Below are 24,471 nucleotides of genomic sequence, written 5' to 3' on the forward strand. Positions count from 1 at the left end.
GGCGCCCTCTCCCGCTGGCGGGAGAGGGCAACCACCGCGCGCTCCCGGTCGGCGGCACCTCAGAAGCCCAGATCGCTCAGGCCCGGATGATCATCGGGCCGGCGGCCCAGCGGCCAGTGGTACTTGCGGTCCGCCTCGCGGATCGGTGCGTCGTTGATGCACGCGAACCGGCGGCGCATCAGGCCGTTTTCGTCGAATTCCCAGTTCTCGTTACCGTACGACCGGAACCAGTTGCCCGAGTCGTCGTGCCACTCGTACGCAAAGCGCACCGCGATGCGGTTGCCGTCGTGCGCCCAGAGCTCCTTGATCAGCCGATAGTCGAGTTCCTTCTGCCATTTGCGCGTCAGGAAAGCCACGATATCGTCGCGTCCGTTTACGAATTCGGCACGGTTGCGCCAGGCGCTGTCGACCGTATAGGCCAGCGCCACGCGATCGGGGTCACGCGTGTTCCAGCCGTCTTCGGCCGCGCGCACCTTGGCGGCGGCGGTCTCCAGCGTGAACGGCGGCAGGGGTGGACGAACTTCGGGTTGGCTCGACATGGGAAGGCTCCTTGGGAATCGGAAAAACCTGGAAATCAATCGGATCCATATGTAGACAGATCTGTCTCATAGTGTTGAATAGACAGACCTGTATGTCAAGCGGCAATTCGTCGCAGCGCCCGGCTCGTGCGCGATCGGGGGCCGCTAGACACGCTGCCGGTCAAACCCCGATTCGCGCGCCAGGACAATCGCCTGCGAGCGATTCTCGACCTCGAGTTTCGAGAAAATGCTGGTGATGTGGTTACGCACGGTTTTTTCGCACAGCCCCAGGTGGGCGGCGATCTGCGCGTTGTCGCGGCCCTGCGCGATCAACACGACGATGTCGCGCTCGCGCCGCGTCAGGGCGCCGAACGCCGGGTCGGTGGACGGTGCAGGCGCCGGCAGGAAGGCGCGCACTTCCTCGATCCAGCGGTCCCACGCCGGCTCGGTTTCCAGCAGCAGGTGGTTCCCGCTGTCAAGCGGCACGAAGCGGGCGTTGGGAATCATGCTGGCGATCAGCCGCCCTTCGTCGAACGGCACGCGCGCATCGCGCACGGCATGCATCACCAGCGTCGGGCAGCTGACTCGCGGCAGCAGGTCCACTACATCGATCTCGTTAAAGACGCGCATGAAGCGCGCGGCATTGACCGGCGACGTGGACACACGCTCCAGTTCATTGAACCAGCGGTGCTGCTCGGCGGTGCCGCCCGGAATGAACTGTGTGGTGAAGAACTGCCGGAACGCCGGATTTTCCTGACCCCAGCCGATCTCGGCCAGCCGGATCATCAGATCGGCCTCTTCGCGCATGGCGTCGCCCTGGTTGCGCTTGAGCCGCCCCCGCGCGTAGCCGCCGTGCAGCACCAGATGGCTGACGCGCTCGGGATGCGCCACGGCATAGGCCACGGCGATCGACGCCCCCTGCGAGATGCCCAGCAACGCAAACGGCTCAACGGCCATGGCATCGACGATGGTTTCCAGGTCGCGCAGCCAGGCGTCGAACGACAGGTCTTCCACGTGGCGATCGGAAAGGCCGCAGCCGCGCTCGTCATAGCGGATCAGCGTGTGCTGCTCGGACAGCGCGCACAGCATATGGCTCCACACCGGGCTGCCAACGTCGAACTCGAGGTGGCTCATCCAGTTGGCGGCCTTTACCAGCGGCGGCCCGCTGCCCGTGATGGCGTACGCCAGGCGTACACGGTCCGGGCTGGTGCATAGGCGAATCTGCTGCTTGAGCATCGGCATGGGCGGGTCGCGCACGGGGCAGGATACGGCAGACGCGGCGCGCCGCCGTGCAACGCCCGGCAACGGCTTACCGCGTCCGGCCGAGCCGGGCGACTCACCTATCTTAGACAACGATCTCCAGCGCGCCGACATCAAGACCGACTGCCGGCCCCGCAATGTGCGGAAGGCCAGACGCGGTGCATGGAGGGTGCGCCGGATGCCGTACACCAGGGGCGGTGTCCCGCGACGGAAGTTGAAAGGCCCGGCACTGCGGCAGGTGGTCTGCCGCGGCCGGGCGCAGCGCGCTAGCGCACGTCAGGCCGCGCGCATCGCGCAGTCTCCCTGGGCGCCGACGCTGCGCGCGCCGTCGGTGTACGCGTCGCGCGGACCAATGCGGTTGCCGCCATCGCTGAAGGCATCACGCGGGCCCATTCGCGCGCCATCCGCATAGGGATCGAACGTGCCACGCAGGCACGATGACTTGCTGGCGTGCAGCGTCGATCCATTCGACGGAACGAAAACTTCGCTCCACGCGGCGTGGGCGGTCTGGGTAATGCCGATGGTCAATGCGGAAACGGCTGAAACGGCAAGCAGGGTCTTGGCAACTTTCGTACACATCTCGACGACTCCAAACTTTCGAACTCCAATCAGAAGAACAGCACGGAGGGCTGTGGGCCGGAATGGCATTGGCCGATCCGTGGAGTCATTGTCGGAAATCGCTGGCGAGCGTGTACGTGACCGGTGTCCCGGTTTTTGCCCGCTTCGGGGGAAAACCCGGTGCCCGCCCGTGGGACTTCGGTCCCGTGCAGGCAAACGGACCGGGCCGGTGACGCACAGCGGCGGTCTGGAGGCCGCCTCCAGCATGGCATGGCGGGTAGTCCTATCGTAATTCCCCGAGTAAACCCGCGCCAAGGACGCACGTCCCGCTTTCCGGTGCCGATTCCGATGAAAACGATTGCAGTCGGGACACCGGCCTCACGCGCGACACCCCAAAACGTCCGAGTATCCGCCCCACGTCCTCCATGGGACGGATTTCACGTATCAAGGAGTTTCGCAATGCAAGCTGTATCCCTTTCCGCCGACACAGAACGCTACGCCCGCTGCATCGCCGCTTCACGCCGCATCCGCTGGGACATCGACCAGGACGTGATTCGCGGCCGCACGTTCGACCTTTCGCACAAGTTCATGCCCGACGGCCTGTCGCTCGTCGACGAACTGCCCTTCCTGAGTGCCGCCGAGCAGCGATTCCTGAGCCAGGTGCAAGGCCGCACCTACGCCAACATGTTCGGGCTGGTGGAGCGCTTTGTCAGCGCCAAGGTGCTGGAGTTGACCGGGCAACATGCGCTGGGCGACCAGGTCGCGCTGGAGGCCCTGATCCGCTTTTCCGACGAGGAACTGAAGCACCAGGAACTGTTCCGCCGCATCGAACGGCTGGCCGCGCAGGACATGCCCGAAGGCTATCGCTTCGACGCCCAGCCCAACGACGTGGCCGCGTTCGTGCTCGGCAAGCGCACCTGGGCCGTGCTGGCCGTGATCTGCCAGCTCGAACTGTTCTCGCAGGCGCACTATCGCGCCAGCATCGGCACGGCGCCGGACGTATCCGAGCTGTTCAAGGACGTGTTCCTGTACCACTGGCGCGAGGAATCGCAGCACGCGATCCTGGACGAACTGGAGTGGATCCGCGAGAACGCCCGCGTCAGCGACGCCGAGCGCGATGCGGCGATCGACGACATGCTGGCGATCGTGGGCGGCTTCGACGCGATCCTGCAGGCACAGGCCCACGCCGATGCGGCCTACTTCATGCGCGTGATCCGCGGCGCGCAGGATGCCCCGCATGCGCCGGACGTGGAGGCGGTGATCCTCAAGGCGTACCGCTGGACGTACATCGTGACCGGCATGTTCGAACCGCGCTTCTCCAGGCTGCTGGAGGAGATGACCACCGAGGCACAGCGCGCACGCATCCAGGCCGGCGCGGCGCCGCTGATGTACGCGATGCCGGCCAACGGCGCGCCAATGCCGGCGATGGCGGCCTGAGCCAGCCGGCGGTCCGCCAATCGGGCGCTTTGATCTGGCGGACCGGCGACCCCGCGATGGGCTCCGCCGGGCGCGTTACCCAGGCGTTACTCGGGCGTGATGCCGGCCTGCTTGATCTGTGCGGCCCAGCGAACCATTTCCTTGCGCAGCATGGCATCGGCCTGGGCCGGGCTCATCGTCAGCGGCTCGAACCCTTCCTTGAGCAGCCGCGCCTTGAGTTCGGGCTGGGCCAATGCCGCATTGAGCGTCTGGTTCAGCTTTGCCAGCACGTCTTTGGGCGTACCGGCCGGCGCGCTGACGATGAACCACGTCTCGAACGCGTAGTTCGGCAGGCCGGCTTCGGCCATGGTGGGCACTTCGGGCATCAGCGGCGAACGCCTGGGCCCGGTCACGGCCAGCGCGCGCAGCTTGCCGGCCTGCACGTGCGGCAGCGCCGCGGACAGCACCGGGAAGCTCATCTGCACCTGGCCGGCAATCGTATCGACCAGGGCAGGGCCACCGCCTTTGTAGGGCACATGCAGGATGTCGGTGCCGGACTCGGTCTTGAACAGTTCGGCCGCCATATGGAACGTGCTGCCCGACCCGGCCGATCCGAAGCTCAGCTTGCCAGGCTGCGCGCGGGCCAAGGCCACCAGTTCCTTGACGTTCTTCACCGGCAGCGCGTTGTTGACCACCAGCACGTGCTGCGACGTGCCCATGGTGCCGACCGACGCAAAATCCCTGGCCGTATCGAATGGCAATTTGGCGAATAGCGACGGATTGACCGCCAGGGCCACGTTGTTGATGGCCAGCGTGTAGCCGTCGGGCTTTGACTTGGCCAGCTGGTCCATGCCGATATTGCCCGAAGCGCCGGCACGATTGTCGGCCACGATCGATTGCCCCAGCTGCTTGCCCCAGGCATCGGTGATCAGCCGGCCAGCGATGTCCACGCTGCCGCCGGGCGCGAACGGCACGATCAGGCGGATGGGACGGTTGGGAAAGCTGTCTGCGGCCAACGAAGGCACGGCGGCAAGCGTGGCAGCCATCGCCGCAACGGCAATGCCCGCACGCCTGGCAAGGCTGGCGAAGGAAATACCCATGATGATCTGTCTCCTGGTTGGTGCGCCGGGCTTGGGCCCGGTCGAATACCCGAATCGCCCTGTCCGGCACGGTTTCGGACAAGGCGCAGGCAGTGTAACCATGAAACAAAGCGCAGGGTTATCGTGTTCAGAACGACATTGATGCCCACAACTCACGAATCGGACATCGTTGCAATCAGACCCGGGCATGTTCCAGCGTGGCCAGGTAGTGGTGGATCTGCGCCACCACGGCCGCGCCCTCGCCCACCGCCGCGGCCACGCGCTTGGTGGAGCCCGACCGGACATCGCCAATCGCGAACACGCCGGGCACGCTGGTTTCGAGCGTGTAGTCGGCCCGTTCGGTACAGGAGTGATGCGCGTCGTAGCCGGTCAGGATGAAGCCCTTGTTGTCGGTCTCCACATGGCACGACCGCAGCCACTCGGTGTTGGGCGCGGCGCCGATGAACAGGAACACGTGGCGCATCGGCACGGCCACGCATTCCGGCCCTTTGGCGCGCTCCTTGTACCGGACCGTGGAAAGCCAGCCATCGCCCTCCATCGCCGTGATTTGCGCATGGGTGTGCAGATGCACGTTCGGCAGGCCATTGAGCCGGTCGATCAGATAGCGCGACATGGTGGCCTCCAGCCCTTCGCCGCGCACCAGCATGTGCACTTCGGCCGCGTGCGACGCCAGGAACACCGCCGCCTGGCCAGCCGAATTGCCGCCGCCCACCAGCATCGCGTGTTCGTCCTTGCAGAGCTTGGCCTCCACTGGCGACGCCCAGTAGTACACGCCGCGTCCCTCGTAGCGTTCCAGCGAGTCGATCTGGGCACGCCGGTATTGCGCGCCGCTGGCGATCACCACGGTGCGCGTGGGAATGCGGCGGCCATCCTGCAGCTCGAGTTCAATCGGATTTTCACCACAATGCAGTGCCTTGGCTTCTAGCGGAATGGCGACGTGGGCGCCGAACTTGAGCGCCTGCACGAACGCGCGGCCGGCCAGCGCCTGGCCGGAAATGCCGGTCGGAAAGCCCAGATAGTTTTCGATGCGGGCACTGGCGCCGGCCTGGCCGCCGGGCGACCGGCAATCGAGCACGGCCACCGACAGCCCCTCGGACGCGGCATAGACGGCCGTCGCCAGCCCGGCCGGACCGGCCCCGACCACGATCACGTCATAGACATGGTCCGGATCGAATTCGGGCACCAGCCCCAGGCAACTGGCAAGCTGGCCTTCGTCCGGCGCGCGCAGCACGCTGCCGTCGGGGCAGATCACCATCGGAAAATCGCTCTGGGGCGCCTTGCTGATGTCGAGCAGGCAGGTGGAATCGGTATCGGTCTCGATGTCGATGACCCGGTGCGGATGGCCGTTGCGGCGCAGGAACGCCTGCAATGCCAGCAGCAACGGCTCGGTGCCCTTGCCGACCAGCACCGGCCCGCCCCCCTGCTCGATCAGTCCCACCCGACGCAGGATCAGCGCGCGCATGATGCGCTCACCCAGGTCGGCCTCGGCCACCAGCAGCGCCCGCAGGCTGGGCGGCGGGACCACCAGGATGGTCACATCCTCCAGCGCCACCGCATCCACCAGCGCCGGCTTGCCGGTCAACTGTCCGACTTCGGCCAGGAACTGGCCCGGGCCTTCCTCCGTAATCGGCGTACGGTGGCCTAACCCGTCACGGCGGTCGATCCGCACGCGCCCGGCCAGCACCACGTGCATGCCGCGACCCGCATCGCCTACCTGGAAGATCAGTTCGCCGGCCCGCCATGTGTGGACCTCGCCAAAGCGCCGGATACGGTCGATCTCGGCTTGCGTCAGGGTGGGGAACATCTGGTGCCGGCGCGTTTCCAGGTTCGAGAACGGCGCCTCGAGCTCGGTCACCGTTGGTTGCGCAGCCGGTGCGTCATCGGTGTCAGGATGGGCGTCGAGTTCCGACGTCGCCTGGGTCATCTCCATGCTTTCCCCCGTTGCTGTGAAGCGGCCGGCGACGCCGGCGCGTGATGCATCGATCGAAGACTGCGAAGACTGCCTGGCCGGGCATGCCGGCCGCGCTGGAATGGATAGTAGCCCCGCCAGCGCGGAAACACAGCCGCGATGTTCGCGCCCCCGTAAATGGTTCGGCATGCACCACTCTTGCGCAGGATCATGAAGCCACGGCAAGGCTCCATGTATGGTTCTCGCCGCCCTCTCCTTGCCACACGCTACGCCGGCGGCGTGCCACCTGCATGACTATGAAAAATCCGACTGAATTCCAGAGCTTTAAATCATGGTGAGAATATTAAGCGGTCGCTACACTGTGCTGCGCGCCTCCAAGACGCACCGTCCGTCATGGACCCACGAGGCCCCTGGCGGCAGATCAGACAGCCCCCAGCAAGGAGACTAGATGTACCGCGATCGCATTCGCCTGGCCACCCTCCAGGACAGGATCATGTCGGCCGATGAAGCCGCAGGCCTGATCCGGGACGGCATGACCGTCGGCATGAGCGGATTCACGCGCGCCGGCGACTGCAAGGCCGTTCCCGTCGCGCTGGCACGCCGCGCCGCCACCGATCCGCTCCAGATCACGCTGATCACCGGCGCCTCGCTGGGGCACGACACCGACAAGATCCTGGCCGACAGCAACGTGCTGGCGCGCCGCCTGCCGTTCCAGTCCGACGCCACGCTGCGCCGCAAGATCAACGGCGGCGAGGTCATGTTCATCGACCAGCATCTGGGCGAGACCGCGGAACTGCTGCGCAGCGGCCAGATCGGCCCGGTCGACATCGCGGTCATCGAGGCCACCGCCATTACGGAATCGGGCGGCATCGTGCCTACCACCTCAGTCGGCAACTCGGCCAGCTTCGCCAAGATGGCGAAGCAGGTCATCATCGAGCTGAACCTGAGCATGCCGAGCGGGCTGGAAGGCCTGCACGACATCGCGTTCCCCGTGCAGCGGCCGTATCGCCAGCCGATCCCGCTGATTGCCGTGGAGCAGCGCATCGGCCTGCCCTACATCCCCGTCGACCCGTCGCGCATCGCGGCCATCGTCATCACGCAAGCCGACGACAGCCCGTCGAACGCGCTGCCGCCCGATGCCGAGACGAGCCAGATTGCCGGCCACCTGAATGCGCTGCTGGAGCGCGAAGTGCGCGCGGGCCGCCTGTCGCCGACCCTGCAGCCGTTGCAGGCCGGCATCGGCACCATCGCCAACGCGGTGCTGCACGGCCTGGCCGATTCGCCATTCCATGATCTGACGATGTATTCCGAGGTGCTGCAGGACAGCACCATCGCGCTGATCGACGCCGGCAAGATGCGCGTTGCCTCGGCGGCGTCGATGACGCTGTCCGCGCCGGTGTATCGCCGCGTGCTGGACAACATCGAGCACTACAAGAGCAAGCTCGTATTGCGTCCGCAGGAGATCAGCAACCATCCCGAGGTGCTGCGCCGCCTGGGCCTGATCACCATCAACACGGCGCTGGAATGCGACATCTACGGCAACGTCAACTCCACGCACGTGGGCGGCACGCACATGATGAACGGCATCGGCGGCTCGGGCGACTTCGCGCGCAATGCGTATTTGTCGGTCTTCGTCACCAAGTCGGTGGCCAAGGACGGCAAGATTTCCAGCATCGTGCCGATGGTGACGCACGTGGACAACAGCGAGCACGACGTTGACGTCCTCGTCACCGAGCATGGCCTGGCTGACTTGCGCGGCCTGGCGCCGCGAGAGCGTGCGCTGCAGGTCATCAACAACTGCACCGATCCGGCCTACCGCGACGGCCTGCTCGACTACTACCGCCGGGCCTGCCTGCGCGGCGGGCAGACGCCCCATGTGCTGGAAGAAGCGTTTGCCTGGCACACCCACTACCGCGACCACGGCACCATGCTGACGGCCGCGGGCAAGCCGGCAAACGAACCGCTGGCGGCCTGACCAACTCCTCCGCGCCAGCAGCCCCCCTCCGGACCCGCAGCATGTGTTGCGGGTCCGATGGCGCTTCAGGCCACGCGCTCGCGGCGGCCGGTTCCAAGGCGTCGTCGCCACCCTTCCGTTGGATTTCCAGTCCGTGGCCCGGACGCTCGCCGACACATGTTCGTGCGAGTTTGTGTCTTTTGTGTCCAAATCGCCATTTTTCCAGCGCGCCCTGATAGGGTCTCTCCCACTGCTTTTCGTCAACCGCCTCGCAGATTGTCAGTTGACAACTCGCGAGCTGCCGCATATCGTGGGAGGCCTGATGGGTCGGGATAAACATCCAAGAAAGGAAATCGAAGCCGCAGTCCAGTACGCCGAGGGCGAATTCTGGCGTTGCAAGCTGGGCGGATCGCATGCCTGGGGCAAGCTGTACTGCCCCTATCACTGCGCCGCCTGCCGCTGCGGGGAATTCTGCATCGTGTCGATCTGGAGTACGCCGCGCAACCCGGAACTGCATGCCCGGTTCCTGCGTCGCGTGGTGGACCACTGCGCCATCCATCAAGACCGCAAAGCGCCCCCTGGTGTCTCGCACTGACAGGACAACATGGAATACAACTTCACGCTGAAATACCAGCTCCCCGATTCGGACAACGACCACGACGACGTGGTGGAGCGCCTTGGGGCCAGCGGCTGTGACGATGCGCTGGTCGGCATCGGCATGCCGGGACGCATCGCGCTGATGTTCGCGCGCGAGGCTGACACGGCCCATGGCGCCATCGTCAGCGCCCTGGCCGATGTGCGCCGCGCCGCGCCGCATGCGCGGCTGATCGAGGCCACGCCCGACCTGGTCGGCCTGACCGATGTGGCCGAGGCTGTCGGGGTCTCGCGGCAGAACATGCGCAAGCTGATGACCAGCTACCCCGCGTCGTTTCCGCTGCCGGTGCACGAAGGGTCCGCGTCGGTCTGGCACCTGGCGGACGTGCTGCGCTGGCTGGCGCAGCGCGGCAGCTATGACCTGGACCCCGCGCTGGTGGATGTGGCCGAAGTCACGATGCAGGTGAACCTGGCGCGCAGCGCCACGCGACTGGTGCCGGAAATCCGGCAGCAACTCGAGCCACTGGTGGCCTGACGGGTCATTTCCACCCTGCCGGCCCTTTTTGCCGGACCGGAAGTGGCCTATCCTCTCCACACCACAATCTGTTCAAACCCCGACGGGCGAGGCTGCCCAGACCCTGAAGACCATGGAAAAGACTGCATTCGTGTTCGCCGGCGGCGGCAGTTTGGGCGCCATCGAAGTCGGCATGCTCCGCGAGCTGGTGAGCTGGGGCATCGCGCCAGATCTGGTCATCGGTGCCTCTGCCGGTGCCATCAACGGCGCCTACTTCGCCAGCAACCCTCACCCCGATGGCATTTCGAAGCTGGAAGGCCTGTGGCGCAGCATCACGCGGGCCGAGGTGCTGCCGTGGTCATGGCGCAGCATGCTTGGGATGATCATTGGCAATCGCGGCCATCTGGTGGAGTCGATGGCACTGAAGCGCCTGCTCAAGCGCCATCTGGGGGACGCACGCGTGGAGGACGCGGCCCTGCCGCTGCACATCGTCGCCACCGACATGCATAGTGGGGCGGAAGTCCTGCTGTCGTCGGGCAATATCGTCCAGGCCGTGCTGGCCAGCGCGGCCATCCCGGGCGTCTTCCCGCCCGTGGAAATCAACGGCCAGAAGCTGATCGACGGCGGCGTGGCGAACAATACGCCCGTGTCCACGGCCATCCGGCTTGGCGCCACGCGCATCATCGTGCTGCCAGCGGGCTTTGCATGCGCCGAGCGACGTCCGCCCAAGGGCGCGATCGAACATGCGTTCAATGCGCTGTCGCTGCTGGTGGCGCGGCAACTGGTGCATGACCTGGAACGCTGGGGCGAGCATGCCCACATTGCCGTGGTGCCGCCGCTGTGTCCGCTCGATGTCTCGCCGTACGACTACAGCCGATGCGGCGAGCTGATCGATCGTGCGGCCGCGGCGACGCTGGCCTGGCTGCGCGCCGACGGCCTGTCGAGCCGCCGGGTGCCCGGCGCGCTGGAACCGCACGCGCACGATGCCGAAAACCCCAGCTGCAGCGCCGACATCGGCCTGCCCCCGGCCGGCGCTCCGCATGCCCACCCCCACACCCATGACCAATCGACCACGCATGGCGGCGTCCACTGACGCCAGCATTGCGCTGCCGGGCAAGCGCGACTGGGTGCAACGCGACGCGTCCGCGCGCCAGATGGAACGCATCGAGGCATTCTTCGGCGGCCATGGCTATGACATGCACCGCCATGACACCTATGCCATCGGCTGCACGCTGGCCGGCGTTCAGAGCTTTTCCTATCGACGGGGCATGGTTCATAGCCAGCCGGGTGGCACCATCGTGCTGCATCCGGACGAGCCGCACGATGGCCATGCCGGCACCGACGCGGGATTCCACTACCGCATGCTCTACATCGAGCCTGCGCTGATCCAGCGCGTGCTGGGCGGCAGACCGCTGCCATTCGTGGCCGGTGGCCGTTCCGACGATCCGCGGCTGTTTGCGGCGGCCGGCACCTTGCTGCAGGCCATGAACAGCCCCCTGGACCCGCTGGAAGAGGACGACGCGATCTTCGACCTTGCGCACGCGCTGTCAGCAGCGGCCGGGGCGGCGCGCGGACGACAGGCGGTGGACTACCGCGCCGCCGAACTGGCCCGGACATGCCTGCAGGACAACCTGGAGCGTCCGGTGACACTCGACGAACTGGAGCAGGCCACTGGCCGCGACCGCTGGAGCCTGTCGCGCGACTTCCGGGTGCTCTATGGCACCAGTCCGCATCGCTATCTGGTGATGCGCAGGCTGGACATGGTGAGGCGGCTGGCAGCAGCCGGACAATCGCTGGCCGACGCCGCCGTCTGCGCGGGGTTCACCGACCAGAGCCATATGACCCGCCATTTCACGCGCGCCTTCGGGCATTCGCCGGGCCGCTGGCTGCGCGCGTTGCGGGGCGCCGCGATCTGAGCCTGCACGATCGTATAAGACCGTGCGCCGACACTGGCGCAGACTCGGCCGCCTGTCTCATACGCCGCAAGGAGCCTTGTCATGCAGCCATCGCCAGTCGCAGTCCCTACCCATCGCGCTGCCAGCGCGGTCAATTTCACCCAGAAGCTGAGCCTGTTCACCGACCACTGGCAGCCGCGCGTCATTGCCGAAATGAACGACTACCAGTTCAAGATCGTCAGGATCGAGGGTGAGTTCATCTGGCACCAGCATGCCGATACCGATGAGACGTTCATCGTGCTCGACGGCCAGTTGCGTCTCGACTTTCGCGATGGCCACGTGATCGTCAATGCGGGCGAAATGTACGTAGTACCCAAAGGCGTCGAACACAGGCCGGTCGCGGAGGCGGAAGTCCGCATGCTGCTGATCGAGCCGCGCGGTGTGGTCAACACTGGCGACCAGGGCGGCGACCGCACGGCGCAGAACGACGTCTGGATCTGACGCGCCGGCAGCCTGGTAGTTGGCCTTTCCCCAACGCATCGCGATGTCAGGTGTTGGAATGACATAGCAGTTTGCCTAGTTTTATCCGCCGAATGTGACGGGCGCCAGGCGCCCGGCCGGCATTTGGCGGTGGCATGTTCCCTGCAATCAGACGCATCGAGCGCGGCGCCGCGTCTCGACCCTGATCCGGAGCGTATTGCTCCTTTCCCGGAGAACTGCCATGTTGATTCCGCCACAGTTGCGGCCGGGCGTCGTCGCGCCTCCTCCCCCCCGCCAAGCCCACTTCATCCGCTACCGGATCCGCGACGTTATCCTGCTGCTGCGTGTCCTGCTGCTCTGCTTCCACACGGCCGCCCATGCGGACAAGGCATTACCCGCGCCCGCCGCGCCGCGTCCCACGAATTTTCTGGAAGCGGTGGCCACGGACTACGCGAACAGCCATCCGTTCCACGCGGTGGAAGGCATTGCGCCGGTGCGCGAACCCCATGCGGTGCCTGGCGATCCTGTGCCTGTGCCGCCGGCCCCCGCTTCGCCCGCCACGAACGTTTCGCCGCCGGCCACGAACATCCGCCGCGTGAACCCGCAGTGAGCCAAAAAGCACCCGGCGCGGGCGTGCAGTCTTTACACGCAGCGTCGCAAGGGTTGCATGGAACGGGGTGGTTTCCCGAGCGCCCGGCCGCCCGCCATGCCAGTCCATGCAAGGCGTCGTCGCCACGGTACGGAACTTGCCAGATTGTACGAATGGCCAACGGTGCGATGCGGCACGTCGCATTGCACGCGTGGCGATCCCGCAACCTTCAGGAGCGCAATATGGGCGACTACCACAGCGAGCGCAATCGCCGGAACACCCCCTGGCGAGCCGATGAAAACCATCGCGACGACGACCTGGGCGATCCCTGGGACGATGGCCGCGGCTCACGCTGGCAGGATCAGGACTGGCAGCCCGAATCGTTCGGTGACAACTGGGACGACGCGCGGCGCCGCCAGCGGCTGACGCCGGGGCAGCTAAGCGAAGGCGGTCCGGCACCCTCGGGCTATCGCGGCCGGGAGGATCACGGCAGCGATCTGCAATACGGACTGAACGGCGGTTATGGCGAGTCCCCGGAAGACGACCAGGACTGGCGCCAGCGAGAGCAATACCGCAGCCGCCAGTACGCCAGCGAATATGGCGATTACGGCGATCTGGGCGATGAGCACAGGCGCGCCGACTATGGCGTGCACCGCCGGCAGGGCGAGTTTGGCCAGTATGGCTCCGGCGGCAACTATGGCAATGACGAAGACGACGACCGCGGTCGCGGTGCCCCCTGGCAGCGCAGCCAGCCGGGCCAGGGCGGCCGAGGTGGCCGGGGTTCGGGCGAACGGCGCGACGAACGCGGCTTCGGCAATGCCGACCAGGCCTGGCTGCGCACGGCAGAGCAGCGCGCCCCGGCATATCGGGGCCAGAGCGGCGGCCAGCACAGCGGTCAGGGCAGCGGCCACACCGCCTACTTCAACGACCTGCGCAGCGATACCCGCTACTGGACGGAGCCGCGCGACGAGTGGGGCGAAAGCCGTCCCGACTACCACGCACAACGCTACGGGCGCGACTACATGGGCGGCGGCAGCGATGCACAGCAGCGCGGTTATTCCCAATCCGGACGCGACGCCGGCGGACGCTGGCGCGATGCGCGGCGGGACCATGACGACGACCACGAAGCGGAGCATGGCGCGCTCTACAACCTGGGCCACCGCATCGGTCAGGCCGTCAGCGACTGGTTCGGCCCCGGCGCCATGGAAAAGCGCACCGGCCCGCGCGGCTACACGCGCACCGACGAGCGTATCCGCGACGAGATCTGTGAACGGCTGACCTTTACCACCGGCATCGACGTGCGCGAAGTGTCGGTCGACGTCGACAAGGGCAAGGTCACGCTTGGCGGTACGGTGCAGACGCGCGGCCAGAAATACGATATCGAGGATCTGGCCGACAACACGTTCGGCGTGACGGAAGTGGAAAACAACATCCGCGTCCAGCGCCAGGACGTGGATGCCGCCGTCACCGGCGCCGGCGGTTTCAACGGCTGGTAAAGCCGGCCAAGCCGGCCCGGAAAGAGGCGCCCGCTGCGAAGCGGGCGCTTTGATTCCGGGGCTTCCGTTTTATGCGTTTTACGCGATCTATGCCGCGAGCCGGAACACGCTCACCGTCTGCTCCATGCGCTCGGCCTGTTCCTGCAGGGCCCTGGCTGCCGCCGCGGCCTCTTCCACCAGCGCCGCGTTCTGCTGGGTGACCTGGTCCATCTGGGTGACCGCCTGATTGACCTGCGCAATGCCGCCGCTCTGCTCGTGCGACGCGCGGCTGATCTCGTCCATCATCGTCGTCACGCGCTGCACCGCCGTCACCACTTCGCTCATGGTGGCGGCGGTATCGACGGCCAGGGCCGTGCCATCGGCAACACGGCCTGCCGACTGCGAAATCAGCGTGCGGATTTCCTTCGCCGAATTGGCGGCGCGCTGGGCCAGCGTGCGTACCTCGCCCGCCACCACCGCGAAGCCTCGCCCAGCCTCGCCGGCGCGGGCAGCCTCGACGGCCGCATTGAGCGCCAGGATATTGGTCTGGAACGCAATGCCGTCGATCACGGCGATGATATCGACGATCCGGCGGGAATCGGCCTCGATCTCGCTCATGGTCTGGCGCATGCGGCCGACGGACTCGCCGCCCGCCACCGCAATGCCGGCGGCTTCGGCAGCCAGCGTGCTGGCCTGGCTGGCGTTGCCGGCGTTCTGCTGCACGATCGACGTCAGTTCCTCCATGCTGGCCGCCGTTTGCTCCAGCGACGACGCCTGCGCCTCGGTGCGCTGCGACAGGTCCGCATTGCCTTGCGCGATCTGCCCGGCCGCCACCAGCACGTTCTGCGCGCTGTCGCGCGTATCGCCGATGATGCCGCGCCATGCCTCCACCAGCGTCATCAGATGCCGCTTGACGTCGCTGAGTTCGTCCCGGCCGCGCGCCGCGATCTGCACGCCCAGGTCGCCGTCGTTGATGCGTGCCACCAGGTCGGCCACATCACGCACGTCGTCACGCATGCCACGGCTGAAGCCGGCAAACAGGTAGAGCGCGCCGCCCACGGTCAGCAGCGCAATGGCGGCCAGCACAGCCAGCTTGCGCTGCTCGGCGGCCACACGCTGCGCCAGCATGACGTCCGCCAGGGCCGTGAACTCGCGGCTGACCGCCGATACGGCTTCGATGGCGGCGGTGCCTTCGGCAAAGTACGACTTGGCGTCGATCGTGATACCGGCCGACCCCAGCATGCTGACCTTGAGCGTGCGATAGAAGTTGTCCACGGCCGCCAGCTGCTTCATCGCCGCACCCACGCGGGCCTGATACTGCGGCGCGGCGCGCTCCACGCGCGCCATGTCGCGGCGTGCCGCCTCCAGCCCGTCCAGGATCTGGTCGGCCAGCGCGGCCAGCTCGGCCTGCTGCGCGGCGTCGGAATAGCCGCCCTGCGCGATGATGCCGGCGCCCCGCCCACGCGCCAGCGCGCTGACTTCGGCCAGCTTGGGCATCGGACCCACGGTGAGGTTGATCAGGTAGTAGGAGCCAGCCTCGGGATCCAGCGCCAGCGACGAATGGTCGGCCACGTCGCCGATGAACAACCGCGTCTGCCTGACCAGCGCGGTATGGCGCTCGAACAGCGGCGCGGCGGGTGTGTCGAGGCCAAGCTTGCGGATCTGCTGCCAGGATTCGCCCAGCTTCTGTACGTCGGGCGCGATGCCAAACGATTCGATGGCGGCCGATTCCCCCAGCAGGCCGGCCAGATACTGCGCGGCCTTGGCGTCGGCAGCCTCGAAGGTGGGCCGGAAGCTGGCGTTGCCGAGCAGCACGCCATTGGCGGCGCCCCGGCGCACTTGCGTTTCGCGCATGAAGTCCAGCGCGATGCCGACGAGCTTCAGGCCGCGCTGCTCGTCCTGCGTATCGCGAATCGACTGCACCGACTGGTTCAGCACCGCGAACAGCGCCCCGCACAGCGGAATCAGGAACAGTACGGACAGCAGCACCAGCTTGCGCGTGATGGTCAGGCGGGACATCAACCGGATGGCGGGGGTCAGGAATGCGGGCACGATCGTCCTAGTTTCAAGGGTCTCATAGCCCGCTGTAACGGCTTCAATTCATAGGAATAAAGCCATTTTTACCGCTATTTCACTGACTTTTTGATGTCGCACAACTCCAGTGCGTTCGCCGCACAACGCGGGTGCCGAATGCCCAAAAAAAGCGCGGGCCGGCCGCTCATGCAAGCAGCCGGCCGCGCGCTTGTGCGCTGCGCGGAGGACGCGGTGCTACGCCGTGGCGCCGCCGTCCAGGCCGATGGTCTGACCCGATATATAACGGCCCGCCGGCGATGCCAGCAGCACCGCCAGGCCGGCGACGTCGCTGGCCTCGGCGATGCGGCGCATCGGGATATTGGCCGACAACGCCTTTTCGCGTTCGGGGTCGCCCCACAGCGCGTCGCGCGAAAAGTCCGTGCGCACCGGACCCGGGTTGATGCTGTTGACGTTGATGTTGTACTGGCCCAGCGTCTGCGCCAGGTTGCGCATGGCCAGATCGGTGGCGCCCTTCGAGATGCTGTACAGGGCCAGCATGGCGGAGCCGCGCCGCGCGGCAATGCTGGACATGAAGATGATCGAACCGTCCTTGCGTTCGATCATCTGCGGCGCCAGCGCGTTCACCAGCACCAGGTTGCCGCGCACGTTGCCGGCCATCACCTCGTCGAACTGCTCCGGCCCCTGCGCCAGCATGGAACCGACCGCCGTGCTGCCTGCGGCGTTCAGGACCAGCGCATCCACGCGGCCGAACCTGGCCAGTACCTGGTCTGCAAAGGCGCGCACGCTGTCGAGGCTGACGATGTCGCAGGCAATGCCCGTGGCATCGATGCCCTGTTCGCGCAAGCCGGCCGCCACCTTGTCGGACACCGCGGCGTCGCGGCCCGACACCACCACGCGGGCGCCGGCCTGGCCCAGGGCGCGCGCCATTTCCAGGCCCATGCCCTTGGTGGAGCCGGTGACGACCGCGACGCGGCCAGACATATCGAACAGTTTGAACATGACAGGTTCTCCTTTGGGGATGAGGAACAGGTTGCAACACTTTCATTGCCGGCCGTCCGATGCGTTTTTGCATGACGACCAACATTTATTGAATAAAGTATGGACATCATCTAAAATCCGGTCAAGCTCGTTTTTCAAGAATTTGCGACAAGGAGATCGACATGGCACGCGCATCACGGGCAGTCGCCGATCAGCATAGGACAGCCATCGAGGCTGCGTCGGCCCGATTGTTCCGCCAACACGGCCTGCACGGCGTCACGGTTGCGCAGGTGATGGCGGATGCCGGGCTGACCCATGGCGGCTTCTATGGCCATTTTTCGTCGAAGGACGACCTGGCAGCGGCAGGCTGCGCGCGGGCATTTGCCGATTCGGCGGCGCGCTGGCGGCAGCGGATCCAGCAGGCCGGCGGCGACCGCCATGCCGCCCGGCGCTTTCTGGTGGAGCAGTACCTTAGTGAAGTGCATCGCGACGCACCCGAGCATGGCTGCCCGGCGTCGGCACTGGTGGGCGACGTGGCGCGCGAACCGGCCGGCAAGCCCGTACGTGGCGCCTTTCTGGATGGCATCCAGCAGTTGCTGGCCGCCTGGAAGACGCTGGCCCCCGATACGACAGCCGGGGAGCCGGGTGCCGACGGCACCGCCGCGAACCGCACTGCCCTGCTGGAAATGGCCACGCTGGTCGGTGCCGTCACGCTGGCACGCGCCACGGCGGGCGACGCCCTTTCCGACGACATCCTCGATGCCGCGCGCGCCTGGCTGCTGCGCGCCGGCGAGGCCGCGCCCGCCTGATCGCCCTGGGCATCGCGCAAGAACCCGTCGATGCCATTCCTCCTTCCATCCCATCGCCCCCAACGGAGCCCCATGTTTGCGCAAGCCCTATCCCGCCGGCTGGACCGGCGCGGCATCCACTACGCGTGGATCGTCGCTGCCATCACGTTCTGCGTGATGCTGACCACTTCCGCCGCGCTCGGCCTGCCCGGCGCCTTCCTGAAACCGCTAACCACCGAGATGGGCTGGAGTACCGACCAGGTGTCATCGATCCTGGCCTTCCGCTTTGCGCTGTTCGGGCTGATGGCGCCGTTCTCGGCCATCCTGATGGAGCGATTTGGTGTCCGCAACGTGGTCTGTGCGGCCCTGGCGCTGATTGCCGGTGGCATGGCACTGGCAACGATCTCCACGCAGATCTGGCAACTGTTCGTCGCCTGGGGCCTGATGCTGGGCATCGGCTCGGGACTGACGGCCCTGGTGCTGGCCGCGCTGGTGGCCAACCGCTGGTTCACGGCGCGGCGCGGGCTGGTGATCGGCGTGCTGACCGCCAGCTCCGCCACGGGGCAACTGGCCTTCCTGCCCGTCGCGGCATGGCTGATCGAGCATATGGGCTGGCGCGTGGCCGTGCTGCCAGTACTGGCGGCATGTGCCGCGCTGGCGGTGGTGGTGCTGGGTTTCCTGCGCGGCCGGCCGGCCGACGTTGGCCTGGCGCCCTATGGCGAAGTGCCGGCGGCGGTTGCCGCGGCGCCGGCGCCGGCCGCGCCCCTGTCATGGTCGGGTCCGTTCGTGGTGCTGCGCGAGGCGGCCCGCACGCAGACGTTCTGGATCCTGGCCGGTACGTTCTTTATCTGCGGGCTATCCACCAACGGGCTGATCCAGACCCACTTCATCGCCCTGTGCGCAGACTTTGGCATGTCGGCCGTACCGGCTGCCTCGGCGCTGGCGATGATGGGCGCGTTCGACTTCGTCGGCACCATCATGTCCGGCTGGCTGTCGGACCGCTACGACAGCCGCAAGCTGCTGTTCTGGTACTACGCGCTGCGCGGCCTGTCGCTGTTCTGGCTGCCGCACTCGGAATTCACGCTCTATGGCCTGTCCGTGTTCGCCATGTTCTACGGTCTGGACTGGATCGCCACGGTACCGCCCACCATCAAGCTGGCAGGCAGCACGTTTGGCCGCGAGCGCGCCCCGATGGTGTTTGGCTGGATCTTCGCCGCGCACCAGATCGGCGCGGCCACGGCGGCATTTGGCGCCGGGCTGTCACGCACGCTGTGGCTCACCTACTCGCCGGCGCTGTACGTTGCCGGCAGCGCGTGCCTGGTGGCCGCGCTGCTGGCGCTGATGGTCCGCCGCAAGGCGCCTGAAGCCACCCCTCAGCCGGCACGGGCCTGAGGCGTCCCCGTCCTTCCCCTCAGCGTTCGCGGCTGGCCGCCACGAACGCGTCGATCAGGGCGGCAGCCGACGCACGCTTGAGCGCCGACTGCCGCACCAGCACCCCGATCTCGCGATACAGCGGCTGGCCCGGCATCGGCACTTCCTTGATATGCGGGGTCTGACGCAGCGGCACCAGGGCCGACGGAATGATCGCGCAGCCCAGCCCTTCGCTGACCATCTGCAGGATCACGGCGGGCTCGTCCAGCTCCATGCCTTCGCGCACCCACAGCCGGTGCCGCCGCAGGTAGCGATCCACCAGCTGCCCGCCCGTGGAATGGCGGTTGTAGCGGATGAACGGCACGGTCTCCAGCATGTCCTTCAGGTTGTCCGGCGCGCCGGGCGGCGCCACGGCCACGAACCGTTCGCGGATCAGCGGCACCCATTTCAGTTCTGGCGGAATGCCGAGGCGTGGCTTCACCAGCACGGCGATATCGAGTTCACGGGCATCCACCTGGGTCAGCAACTGCGTCGACATGCCCGGCACGATGTTCACGTGGGTGTCCGGGTGCGCCACCCTGAAACGCTGCATCGCCTGAGGCAGCAGGCTCGATTGCACGGTGGACACGGCGCCCAGGTCCAGCGGCGCCATGTCGCGCTGGGCCCGCGCGCCTTTCATCGATTCGTAGAGACCGACGATCCTCGCGGCATCGTCCAGCATCTGGCGGCCTTCGTCACTCAATGCCACCGATTTACCCGACCGATCGAACAGCGTGCAGCCCAGATCCTCTTCCAGGCGGCGGATCTGGGTGCTTACGGCCGATTGCGTCAGGCCCAGCCGCGTGCCGGCAGCGGAAAACGAGCCGGTTTCGGCGGCCACGAGGAAAGTCTTGAAGTAGCGCAGCAAGGAGCAGTTCAAGCATCGAAATTTTCGATACTCAGTCAAAAAATGATTCGTTTCATATTACGAGTTCTGCTGATTACAATCAACGACACACTCCACAACCGCCTCTCCAAAGAGCCACAGCGATGAGCGCCATTCCCCTGTTCCACCTTGCCTTCCCGGTGCACGATCTCGCCACCGCGCGCCAGTTCTATGGCGACCTGCTCGGCTGCCCCGAGGGGCGCAGTTCCGACGCCTGGGTGGACTTCAACTTCTACGGCCATCAGGTCGTGGCGCACCTGTCGCCGGACGAATGCGGCCATCGCGCCACCAGTGCCGTGGATGGCGACGACGTGCCGGTGCGCCATTTCGGCGCGATCCTGCCAATGGCCGAATGGGAACGCCTGGCCGACAAACTGCGCGCCGCCGGCACGAAGTTCGTGATCGAACCGCACGTGCGCTTCAAGGGCCAGGTTGGCGAGCAGGCCACGATGTTCTTCCTGGACCCGTCGGGCAACGCCCTCGAATTCAAGGCGTTTGGCGACCTGAGCCAGGTGTTTGCGAAGTAATCCGGGGCAACCCGTCCCACTGATAGCGAGACAGAGCGAGACATGACCGATTTCGTGATCCAACCCGCGCCGCAGGCCAGCGTGGCCGTTGCCGGCAGCCAGGCCCGTTTTCCGATCCGCCGTGTGTTCTGCGTGGGCCGCAACTACGCCGCGCACGCCCGCGAGATGGGCAAGGACCCCGACCGCGAGCCGCCGTTTTTCTTCACCAAGCCGGCTGACGCCGTGGTGGCGGCCGAAGGCGTCGTGCCATATCCGCCGCTGACCGAAAACCTGCATCACGAGATCGAACTGGTGGTGGCCATTGGCAAGGCCGGCGCCAACGTCAAACCCGAGCAGGCGCTGGATCTGGTGTGGGGCTACGGCGTGGGGGTGGATCTGACACGCCGCGACCTGCAGGACGTGGCCAAGAAGATGAGCCGCCCGTGGGACTGGTCGAAGTCGTTCGACGCGTCGGGCCCGTGTGGCCCGTTGCAACCGGCGTCGGTCATCGGCCATCCGGCCAAGGGCGCCATCTGGCTCAAGGTCAACGGCGAAACGCGCCAGCAAGGCGACCTGACCGAACTGATCTGGCCCGTGGCCGATGTCATCGCGTATATCTCCGAGGCCATGACACTGCAGCCAGGCGACCTGATCTTTACGGGCACCCCGGCAGGCGTGGGTGCGTTGAACCCCGGTGACGCGGTGACGGCTGGCGTCGAAGGTGTCGGCGAGATCGCTTTCACGATCGGCAAGCGGTAAGCCGGGCCCTACGGCTGACCCAAGGCGGTGATGTCGGCGCGACCGGCATTACCGCCTTTTTCTTTTGGATTCAGCAGGTTAGCGTCGTGAGCCATCGCGCCTAGAGCAAACCCTCCACCGGGCACATCGGAATTTCTTCAAATTCTCCTTGCTTATCTATCTAGTAGTAGATAATATTCGAGCCATGGACGACGCAACGCAGCAAACGAAACAAGCCGCGCAGCCGAATCCAAGCATCACAAGGTTGTTTGTCAGTACCGGAAGCGGTCTTTTTTTTAGCGCACCGTATCTATCTAGCAGTAGATAGCAGCAAGAAGAAAGACCCCTGATTCGCAGCACAGACATCGGCCAGCGATCCACACACGAACCCGGATCGCCGGCCTTGCCAAGGAGAGCATCATGAACGCCAAGACCATCGTTACCGCCGCCGCCCTCGCCGCCGCTTTTGTGACTGGCGCTGTCCAGGCCGCCCCCGCCGCGCAGAAGACTGGCGAAGTCTACGGTTACAGCTATCGCGTGCAAGACCAACGCAGCGCCTTTTCCGATGGCGCCCGTCAGGGCAAGTTCGATGCCTTCAGCGAAGGCGCCCGCATCGGTAACCGCGACGCCTTCACCGACGGTGCACGGGTGACCAACCGCGACGGCCTGGTGGCCAGCATCGGCAACCGCGACGCCTACACCGATGGTGCGCGCGTCGGCAAGGCCGACCCGTTCACCGACGGCGCCAAGATCGACAAGTTCGACCCGTACACCGATGGTGCCCGCACCGTCGCCGGCCTGGACCGCACGGGTGTCTCCTCCGAACCGTCGCGCAGCTTCGACGTGTACACCGACGGCGCCCTCGCCTGAGCCCCCGCCACGGCCATGCCCCGGAGGAGATTCCCGGGACATGGCCGGAACAGATACCTGGAGCTTCATCATGACCTTGCGTGACACAGCCCTGATCCTGGGCGGCTGGGTGGTGCTCTGCCTCACCAGCGGCGCAGTCCTTTCGCTGGTTGCGCAGAACCTGTCCATCTGAAAGGCCGGGCGGGCGAACAACCGGAGGGTCCATCGCCACAAAAGGCGCGGACAGTTGACATGAAAACGCATTCCGTACGCGATCAATTGCTCGAGCACGCCTCCGTGCTGATCCGGCAACGGGGCTACAACGGTTTCAGCTACCGCGACCTCGCGGAGCTGGTAGGCGTGAAGACATCGAGCATCCACTACTACTTCCCGGCCAAGGACGATCTGGTGCTGGAAGTGGTGCGCCTGTACCGTGAACGCTCGCAGGCCCGGCTGGCGGCCATCGACACATCGCTGCCGCTGATCGAGCAGGCCGAGCGATATGTGGGCCCGCTGCGCAACGACATCGAGCTGAACCAGATCTGCCTGGCCGGCATGTTGTCCGCCGAGGTGCTGGCACTGCCCGATGCGATCCGCAGCTACCTGCAGGCACATTTCCAGGCAAATGAAACCTGGATCGCGAACCTGCTGCGCCGCGCCGAGGCCGAACGCGGCCAGCCGTACCCGGTGCCGCCGCAGTTGCTGGCCAAGGTGCTGTATGGCGCGATCCAGAACGGCATCATCACCGCGCGGATGTCGGGCTCCAGCGATCGGCTGGACGCCGCGGCCGACATGCTGCTGGGTGCCGTGCGCGGTTCGATGTGCGCAGTGGCCGAGCACGAACCGGCGATGGCCTGATGACCATCCGGGCCTGAACAGTTTTCTGGGCGCCCCGGTTCAGGCGCCCGACGCCCGCCGTCCGCTCTCGCGACGGGCGTCACCCAATTTCTCCGACGCCGGGATCGTCCTCCGGCGATTTTTTTCGTCGACGTTTTTTCGTTTGTTTACGAGGCGCCTTTCCCGGTCGCAGCCTTCTTCGCGGCGGCCCTCTTTGCGGGCGCCTTCTTCGGGGCCGCTTTCGTCGTCGCCGCCTTCGTCGCCGCTGCCTTCGTCGTAGTGGATGTCTTCGCCGTCGCCTTCGCCGCCCCCTTCGTCACCTTCCCGGCCGGCTCTCCGCCGCCAGCGTCGATTACGACCCATGCCGGCGCATGATCGCTGGCCTTCTCCTCGCCGCGCACCCATTTGTCGACGCCGGCATCGCGCAGCCGCAGGCCGGGGCTCAGCAGCAGATGGTCGATCCGCAGCCCTGAATTGGTCTGCCAGTGCTGGCGAAAGTAATCCCAGAACGTGTAGATCTTCTCGTCGGGATAGCGCGCACGCAGCGCATCGGTCCAGCCCTGCGCCAGCAGGCGGCGGTAACACTCGCGGCTTTCCGGCTGCAGCAGCGCGTCCTTGAGCCATGAACGCGTGTTGTAGATGTCGTCATCGGTGGGCACCACGTTGTAGTCGCCGGCGATGACCACCGGGTGGCCGCTCTCCAGCAGCGTCTGCGCATGCCGGATCAGCCGTTCGAACCATGCCAGCTTGTAGTCGAACTTCGGGCCCGGCTGCGGATTGCCGTTGGGCAGGTACAGGCACGCGATCAGCACGCCCTCGACGGCGGCTTCCAGGTAACGGCTCTGCGTATCCTCGTCGCCGCCCGGCAGCCCACGCCGCACCTCCACCGGATCGGCGCCCCTGGCCAGGATCGCCACGCCATTCCACGACTTCTGGCCGTGCCAGATCGCCCCGTAACCGGCCGCGCGAATCTCGTCGATCGGAAACCCCTCGTCTACCGTCTTCAGCTCCTGCAGGCAGGCCACGTCGGGCGCCTCGCGTTCCAGCCAGTTCAGCAGCGCCTGCAGGCGCGTGCGTACCCCATTGATATTGAAGGTGGCGATCTTGAGCGGATGCATCGGAACGTTCTCCTTTCAGGCCGGTTTCCATCTTAGATTCGCGCGCCGGAATTTCCTGTCGGTGT

25 protein-coding genes are annotated in these 24,471 nt (G+C 66.3%); 16 read left to right on the plus strand and 9 right to left on the minus strand.

The genetic code is table 11. The features are described from left to right. Positions 1 to 59: 59 nt before the first annotated feature. From AC3FJ6_RS21810 to AC3FJ6_RS21820, 3 genes are all read right to left on the minus strand, one after another. A complete protein-coding gene (locus AC3FJ6_RS21810; protein WP_488773706.1) occupies positions 60 to 539 on the minus strand; it encodes a nuclear transport factor 2 family protein in 480 nt (159 codons plus the stop codon). Positions 540 to 683: 144 nt separating this feature from the next. Beyond that, positions 684 to 1,760: an alpha/beta fold hydrolase gene (locus AC3FJ6_RS21815; protein ID WP_400394844.1), complete on the minus strand. Its 1,077-nt coding sequence runs from the start codon at positions 1,758 to 1,760 to the stop codon at positions 684 to 686. Positions 1,761 to 2,054: 294 nt separating this feature from the next. Beyond that, positions 2,055 to 2,357: a hypothetical protein gene (locus tag AC3FJ6_RS21820; RefSeq protein WP_488773707.1), complete on the minus strand. Its 303-nt coding sequence runs from the start codon at positions 2,355 to 2,357 to the stop codon at positions 2,055 to 2,057. Between the two features lie 438 nt (positions 2,358 to 2,795). Here AC3FJ6_RS21820 and AC3FJ6_RS21825 point away from each other — a divergent pair, with 438 nt between their 5' ends. Continuing rightward, entirely contained in the window at positions 2,796 to 3,773 is a 978-nt protein-coding gene (locus tag AC3FJ6_RS21825; RefSeq protein ID WP_488773708.1) for a hypothetical protein, read from the plus strand. A gap of 86 nt (positions 3,774 to 3,859) precedes the next feature. Here AC3FJ6_RS21825 and AC3FJ6_RS21830 read toward each other — a convergent pair whose 3' ends face one another. Both AC3FJ6_RS21830 and AC3FJ6_RS21835 read right to left on the minus strand, forming a co-directional pair. Beyond that, complete coding sequence (locus tag AC3FJ6_RS21830) at positions 3,860 to 4,852, minus strand: tripartite tricarboxylate transporter substrate binding protein (RefSeq protein WP_488773709.1); 993 nt, start codon at positions 4,850 to 4,852, stop codon at positions 3,860 to 3,862. Between the two features lie 175 nt (positions 4,853 to 5,027). Beyond that, complete coding sequence (locus tag AC3FJ6_RS21835) at positions 5,028 to 6,782, minus strand: FAD-dependent oxidoreductase (protein ID WP_488773710.1); 1,755 nt, start codon at positions 6,780 to 6,782, stop codon at positions 5,028 to 5,030. 427 nt (positions 6,783 to 7,209) lie between these two features. On the opposite strand from AC3FJ6_RS21835, the gene scpC reads away from it, so the two are divergent. From scpC to AC3FJ6_RS21875, 8 genes are all read left to right on the plus strand, one after another. Then, complete coding sequence (scpC, locus tag AC3FJ6_RS21840) at positions 7,210 to 8,736, plus strand: succinyl-CoA:acetate CoA-transferase ScpC (RefSeq protein ID WP_488773711.1); 1,527 nt, start codon at positions 7,210 to 7,212, stop codon at positions 8,734 to 8,736. Between the two features lie 301 nt (positions 8,737 to 9,037). Beyond that, positions 9,038 to 9,310, plus strand: coding sequence for a hypothetical protein (locus AC3FJ6_RS21845; protein WP_153948771.1), 273 nt, complete (start codon positions 9,038 to 9,040; stop codon positions 9,308 to 9,310). A gap of 9 nt (positions 9,311 to 9,319) precedes the next feature. After that, on the plus strand, positions 9,320 to 9,844 hold the full coding sequence (locus tag AC3FJ6_RS21850) for a helix-turn-helix transcriptional regulator (RefSeq protein ID WP_487522198.1): 525 nt from the start codon (positions 9,320 to 9,322) through the stop codon (positions 9,842 to 9,844). A 112-nt stretch (positions 9,845 to 9,956) separates the two neighbouring features. Next, entirely contained in the window at positions 9,957 to 10,916 is a 960-nt protein-coding gene (locus AC3FJ6_RS21855) for a patatin-like phospholipase family protein (protein WP_488773713.1), read from the plus strand. Continuing rightward, the gene (locus AC3FJ6_RS21860) at positions 10,900 to 11,739 is read left to right on the plus strand and encodes an AraC family transcriptional regulator (protein WP_488773714.1); all 840 of its coding nucleotides are present in this window, start codon (positions 10,900 to 10,902) and stop codon (positions 11,737 to 11,739) included. The genes AC3FJ6_RS21855 and AC3FJ6_RS21860 overlap by 17 nt, the downstream gene beginning before the upstream one ends. 81 nt (positions 11,740 to 11,820) lie before the next feature. Then, entirely contained in the window at positions 11,821 to 12,219 is a 399-nt protein-coding gene (locus AC3FJ6_RS21865) for a cupin domain-containing protein (protein WP_488773715.1), read from the plus strand. A 220-nt stretch (positions 12,220 to 12,439) separates the two neighbouring features. Continuing rightward, a complete protein-coding gene (locus tag AC3FJ6_RS21870; protein WP_488773716.1) occupies positions 12,440 to 12,808 on the plus strand; it encodes a hypothetical protein in 369 nt (122 codons plus the stop codon). 221 nt (positions 12,809 to 13,029) lie between these two features. Beyond that, the gene (locus AC3FJ6_RS21875) at positions 13,030 to 14,283 is read left to right on the plus strand and encodes a BON domain-containing protein (protein ID WP_488773717.1); all 1,254 of its coding nucleotides are present in this window, start codon (positions 13,030 to 13,032) and stop codon (positions 14,281 to 14,283) included. 87 nt (positions 14,284 to 14,370) lie between these two features. On the opposite strand, the gene AC3FJ6_RS21880 is transcribed toward AC3FJ6_RS21875, so the two are convergent. Continuing rightward, a complete protein-coding gene (locus tag AC3FJ6_RS21880) occupies positions 14,371 to 16,317 on the minus strand; it encodes a methyl-accepting chemotaxis protein (protein ID WP_488773747.1) in 1,947 nt (648 codons plus the stop codon). A 213-nt stretch (positions 16,318 to 16,530) separates the two neighbouring features. Then, positions 16,531 to 17,295 carry an SDR family NAD(P)-dependent oxidoreductase gene (locus tag AC3FJ6_RS21885; protein ID WP_488773718.1) on the minus strand — a complete coding sequence of 255 codons (765 nt, stop codon included), beginning with the start codon at positions 17,293 to 17,295 and terminating at the stop codon, positions 16,531 to 16,533. 161 nt (positions 17,296 to 17,456) lie between these two features. Between AC3FJ6_RS21885 and AC3FJ6_RS21890 the strand changes: the two genes are divergently transcribed. Then, positions 17,457 to 18,083 carry a TetR/AcrR family transcriptional regulator gene (locus AC3FJ6_RS21890; protein WP_488773719.1) on the plus strand — a complete coding sequence of 209 codons (627 nt, stop codon included), beginning with the start codon at positions 17,457 to 17,459 and terminating at the stop codon, positions 18,081 to 18,083. 72 nt (positions 18,084 to 18,155) lie between these two features. Further along, positions 18,156 to 19,454, plus strand: coding sequence for an MFS transporter (locus AC3FJ6_RS21895; protein WP_488773720.1), 1,299 nt, complete (start codon positions 18,156 to 18,158; stop codon positions 19,452 to 19,454). Positions 19,455 to 19,473: 19 nt separating this feature from the next. Here the strand turns inward: AC3FJ6_RS21895 and AC3FJ6_RS21900 are convergent, their stop codons facing one another. Next, positions 19,474 to 20,340, minus strand: a complete 867-nt coding sequence (locus tag AC3FJ6_RS21900; protein WP_488773748.1) for a LysR family transcriptional regulator — start codon at positions 20,338 to 20,340, stop codon at positions 19,474 to 19,476. Positions 20,341 to 20,462: 122 nt separating this feature from the next. Between AC3FJ6_RS21900 and AC3FJ6_RS21905 the strand changes: the two genes are divergently transcribed. The 5 genes from AC3FJ6_RS21905 (at position 20,463) to AC3FJ6_RS21925 (ending at position 23,309) form a co-directional block, all read left to right on the plus strand. After that, positions 20,463 to 20,885, plus strand: coding sequence for a VOC family protein (locus AC3FJ6_RS21905; RefSeq protein ID WP_029050737.1), 423 nt, complete (start codon positions 20,463 to 20,465; stop codon positions 20,883 to 20,885). A gap of 42 nt (positions 20,886 to 20,927) precedes the next feature. After that, a complete protein-coding gene (locus tag AC3FJ6_RS21910) occupies positions 20,928 to 21,623 on the plus strand; it encodes a fumarylacetoacetate hydrolase family protein (protein WP_488773721.1) in 696 nt (231 codons plus the stop codon). A 399-nt stretch (positions 21,624 to 22,022) separates the two neighbouring features. Then, the gene (locus tag AC3FJ6_RS21915; RefSeq protein WP_488773722.1) at positions 22,023 to 22,472 is read left to right on the plus strand and encodes a copper resistance protein CopQ; all 450 of its coding nucleotides are present in this window, start codon (positions 22,023 to 22,025) and stop codon (positions 22,470 to 22,472) included. 40 nt (positions 22,473 to 22,512) lie between these two features. Further along, complete coding sequence (locus tag AC3FJ6_RS21920; RefSeq protein ID WP_488773723.1) at positions 22,513 to 22,644, plus strand: hypothetical protein; 132 nt, start codon at positions 22,513 to 22,515, stop codon at positions 22,642 to 22,644. A 59-nt stretch (positions 22,645 to 22,703) separates the two neighbouring features. Next, on the plus strand, positions 22,704 to 23,309 hold the full coding sequence (locus AC3FJ6_RS21925) for a TetR/AcrR family transcriptional regulator (RefSeq protein ID WP_488773724.1): 606 nt from the start codon (positions 22,704 to 22,706) through the stop codon (positions 23,307 to 23,309). A gap of 146 nt (positions 23,310 to 23,455) precedes the next feature. Here AC3FJ6_RS21925 and xth read toward each other — a convergent pair whose 3' ends face one another. Further along, a complete protein-coding gene (gene xth, locus AC3FJ6_RS21930; RefSeq protein WP_488773725.1) occupies positions 23,456 to 24,406 on the minus strand; it encodes an exodeoxyribonuclease III in 951 nt (316 codons plus the stop codon). Positions 24,407 to 24,471: the final 65 nt, after the last annotated feature.

This window comes from Cupriavidus sp. 94F1 (assembly GCF_057798875.1).

What these genes read in the sequence shown, in the direction of transcription:
- AC3FJ6_RS21810 (WP_488773706.1), bottom strand. Translation starts at nt 539, where the DNA reads ATGTCGAGCCAACCCGAAGTTCGTCCACCCCTGCCGCCGTTCACGCTG.
- AC3FJ6_RS21815 (WP_400394844.1), bottom strand. Translation starts at nt 1,760, where the DNA reads ATGCCGATGCTCAAGCAGCAGATTCGCCTATGCACCAGCCCGGACCGT.
- AC3FJ6_RS21820 (WP_488773707.1), bottom strand. Translation starts at nt 2,357, where the DNA reads ATGTGTACGAAAGTTGCCAAGACCCTGCTTGCCGTTTCAGCCGTTTCC.
- AC3FJ6_RS21825 (WP_488773708.1), top strand. Translation starts at nt 2,796, where the DNA reads ATGCAAGCTGTATCCCTTTCCGCCGACACAGAACGCTACGCCCGCTGC.
- AC3FJ6_RS21830 (WP_488773709.1), bottom strand. Translation starts at nt 4,852, where the DNA reads ATGGGTATTTCCTTCGCCAGCCTTGCCAGGCGTGCGGGCATTGCCGTT.
- AC3FJ6_RS21835 (WP_488773710.1), bottom strand. Translation starts at nt 6,782, where the DNA reads ATGGAGATGACCCAGGCGACGTCGGAACTCGACGCCCATCCTGACACC.
- scpC (WP_488773711.1), top strand. Translation starts at nt 7,210, where the DNA reads ATGTACCGCGATCGCATTCGCCTGGCCACCCTCCAGGACAGGATCATG.
- AC3FJ6_RS21845 (WP_153948771.1), top strand. Translation starts at nt 9,038, where the DNA reads ATGGGTCGGGATAAACATCCAAGAAAGGAAATCGAAGCCGCAGTCCAG.
- AC3FJ6_RS21850 (WP_487522198.1), top strand. Translation starts at nt 9,320, where the DNA reads ATGGAATACAACTTCACGCTGAAATACCAGCTCCCCGATTCGGACAAC.
- AC3FJ6_RS21855 (WP_488773713.1), top strand. Translation starts at nt 9,957, where the DNA reads ATGGAAAAGACTGCATTCGTGTTCGCCGGCGGCGGCAGTTTGGGCGCC.
- AC3FJ6_RS21860 (WP_488773714.1), top strand. Translation starts at nt 10,900, where the DNA reads ATGGCGGCGTCCACTGACGCCAGCATTGCGCTGCCGGGCAAGCGCGAC.
- AC3FJ6_RS21865 (WP_488773715.1), top strand. Translation starts at nt 11,821, where the DNA reads ATGCAGCCATCGCCAGTCGCAGTCCCTACCCATCGCGCTGCCAGCGCG.
- AC3FJ6_RS21870 (WP_488773716.1), top strand. Translation starts at nt 12,440, where the DNA reads ATGTTGATTCCGCCACAGTTGCGGCCGGGCGTCGTCGCGCCTCCTCCC.
- AC3FJ6_RS21875 (WP_488773717.1), top strand. Translation starts at nt 13,030, where the DNA reads ATGGGCGACTACCACAGCGAGCGCAATCGCCGGAACACCCCCTGGCGA.
- AC3FJ6_RS21885 (WP_488773718.1), bottom strand. Translation starts at nt 17,295, where the DNA reads ATGTTCAAACTGTTCGATATGTCTGGCCGCGTCGCGGTCGTCACCGGC.
- AC3FJ6_RS21890 (WP_488773719.1), top strand. Translation starts at nt 17,457, where the DNA reads ATGGCACGCGCATCACGGGCAGTCGCCGATCAGCATAGGACAGCCATC.
- AC3FJ6_RS21895 (WP_488773720.1), top strand. Translation starts at nt 18,156, where the DNA reads ATGTTTGCGCAAGCCCTATCCCGCCGGCTGGACCGGCGCGGCATCCAC.
- AC3FJ6_RS21905 (WP_029050737.1), top strand. Translation starts at nt 20,463, where the DNA reads ATGAGCGCCATTCCCCTGTTCCACCTTGCCTTCCCGGTGCACGATCTC.
- AC3FJ6_RS21910 (WP_488773721.1), top strand. Translation starts at nt 20,928, where the DNA reads ATGACCGATTTCGTGATCCAACCCGCGCCGCAGGCCAGCGTGGCCGTT.
- AC3FJ6_RS21915 (WP_488773722.1), top strand. Translation starts at nt 22,023, where the DNA reads ATGAACGCCAAGACCATCGTTACCGCCGCCGCCCTCGCCGCCGCTTTT.
- AC3FJ6_RS21920 (WP_488773723.1), top strand. Translation starts at nt 22,513, where the DNA reads ATGGCCGGAACAGATACCTGGAGCTTCATCATGACCTTGCGTGACACA.
- AC3FJ6_RS21925 (WP_488773724.1), top strand. Translation starts at nt 22,704, where the DNA reads ATGAAAACGCATTCCGTACGCGATCAATTGCTCGAGCACGCCTCCGTG.
- xth (WP_488773725.1), bottom strand. Translation starts at nt 24,406, where the DNA reads ATGCATCCGCTCAAGATCGCCACCTTCAATATCAATGGGGTACGCACG.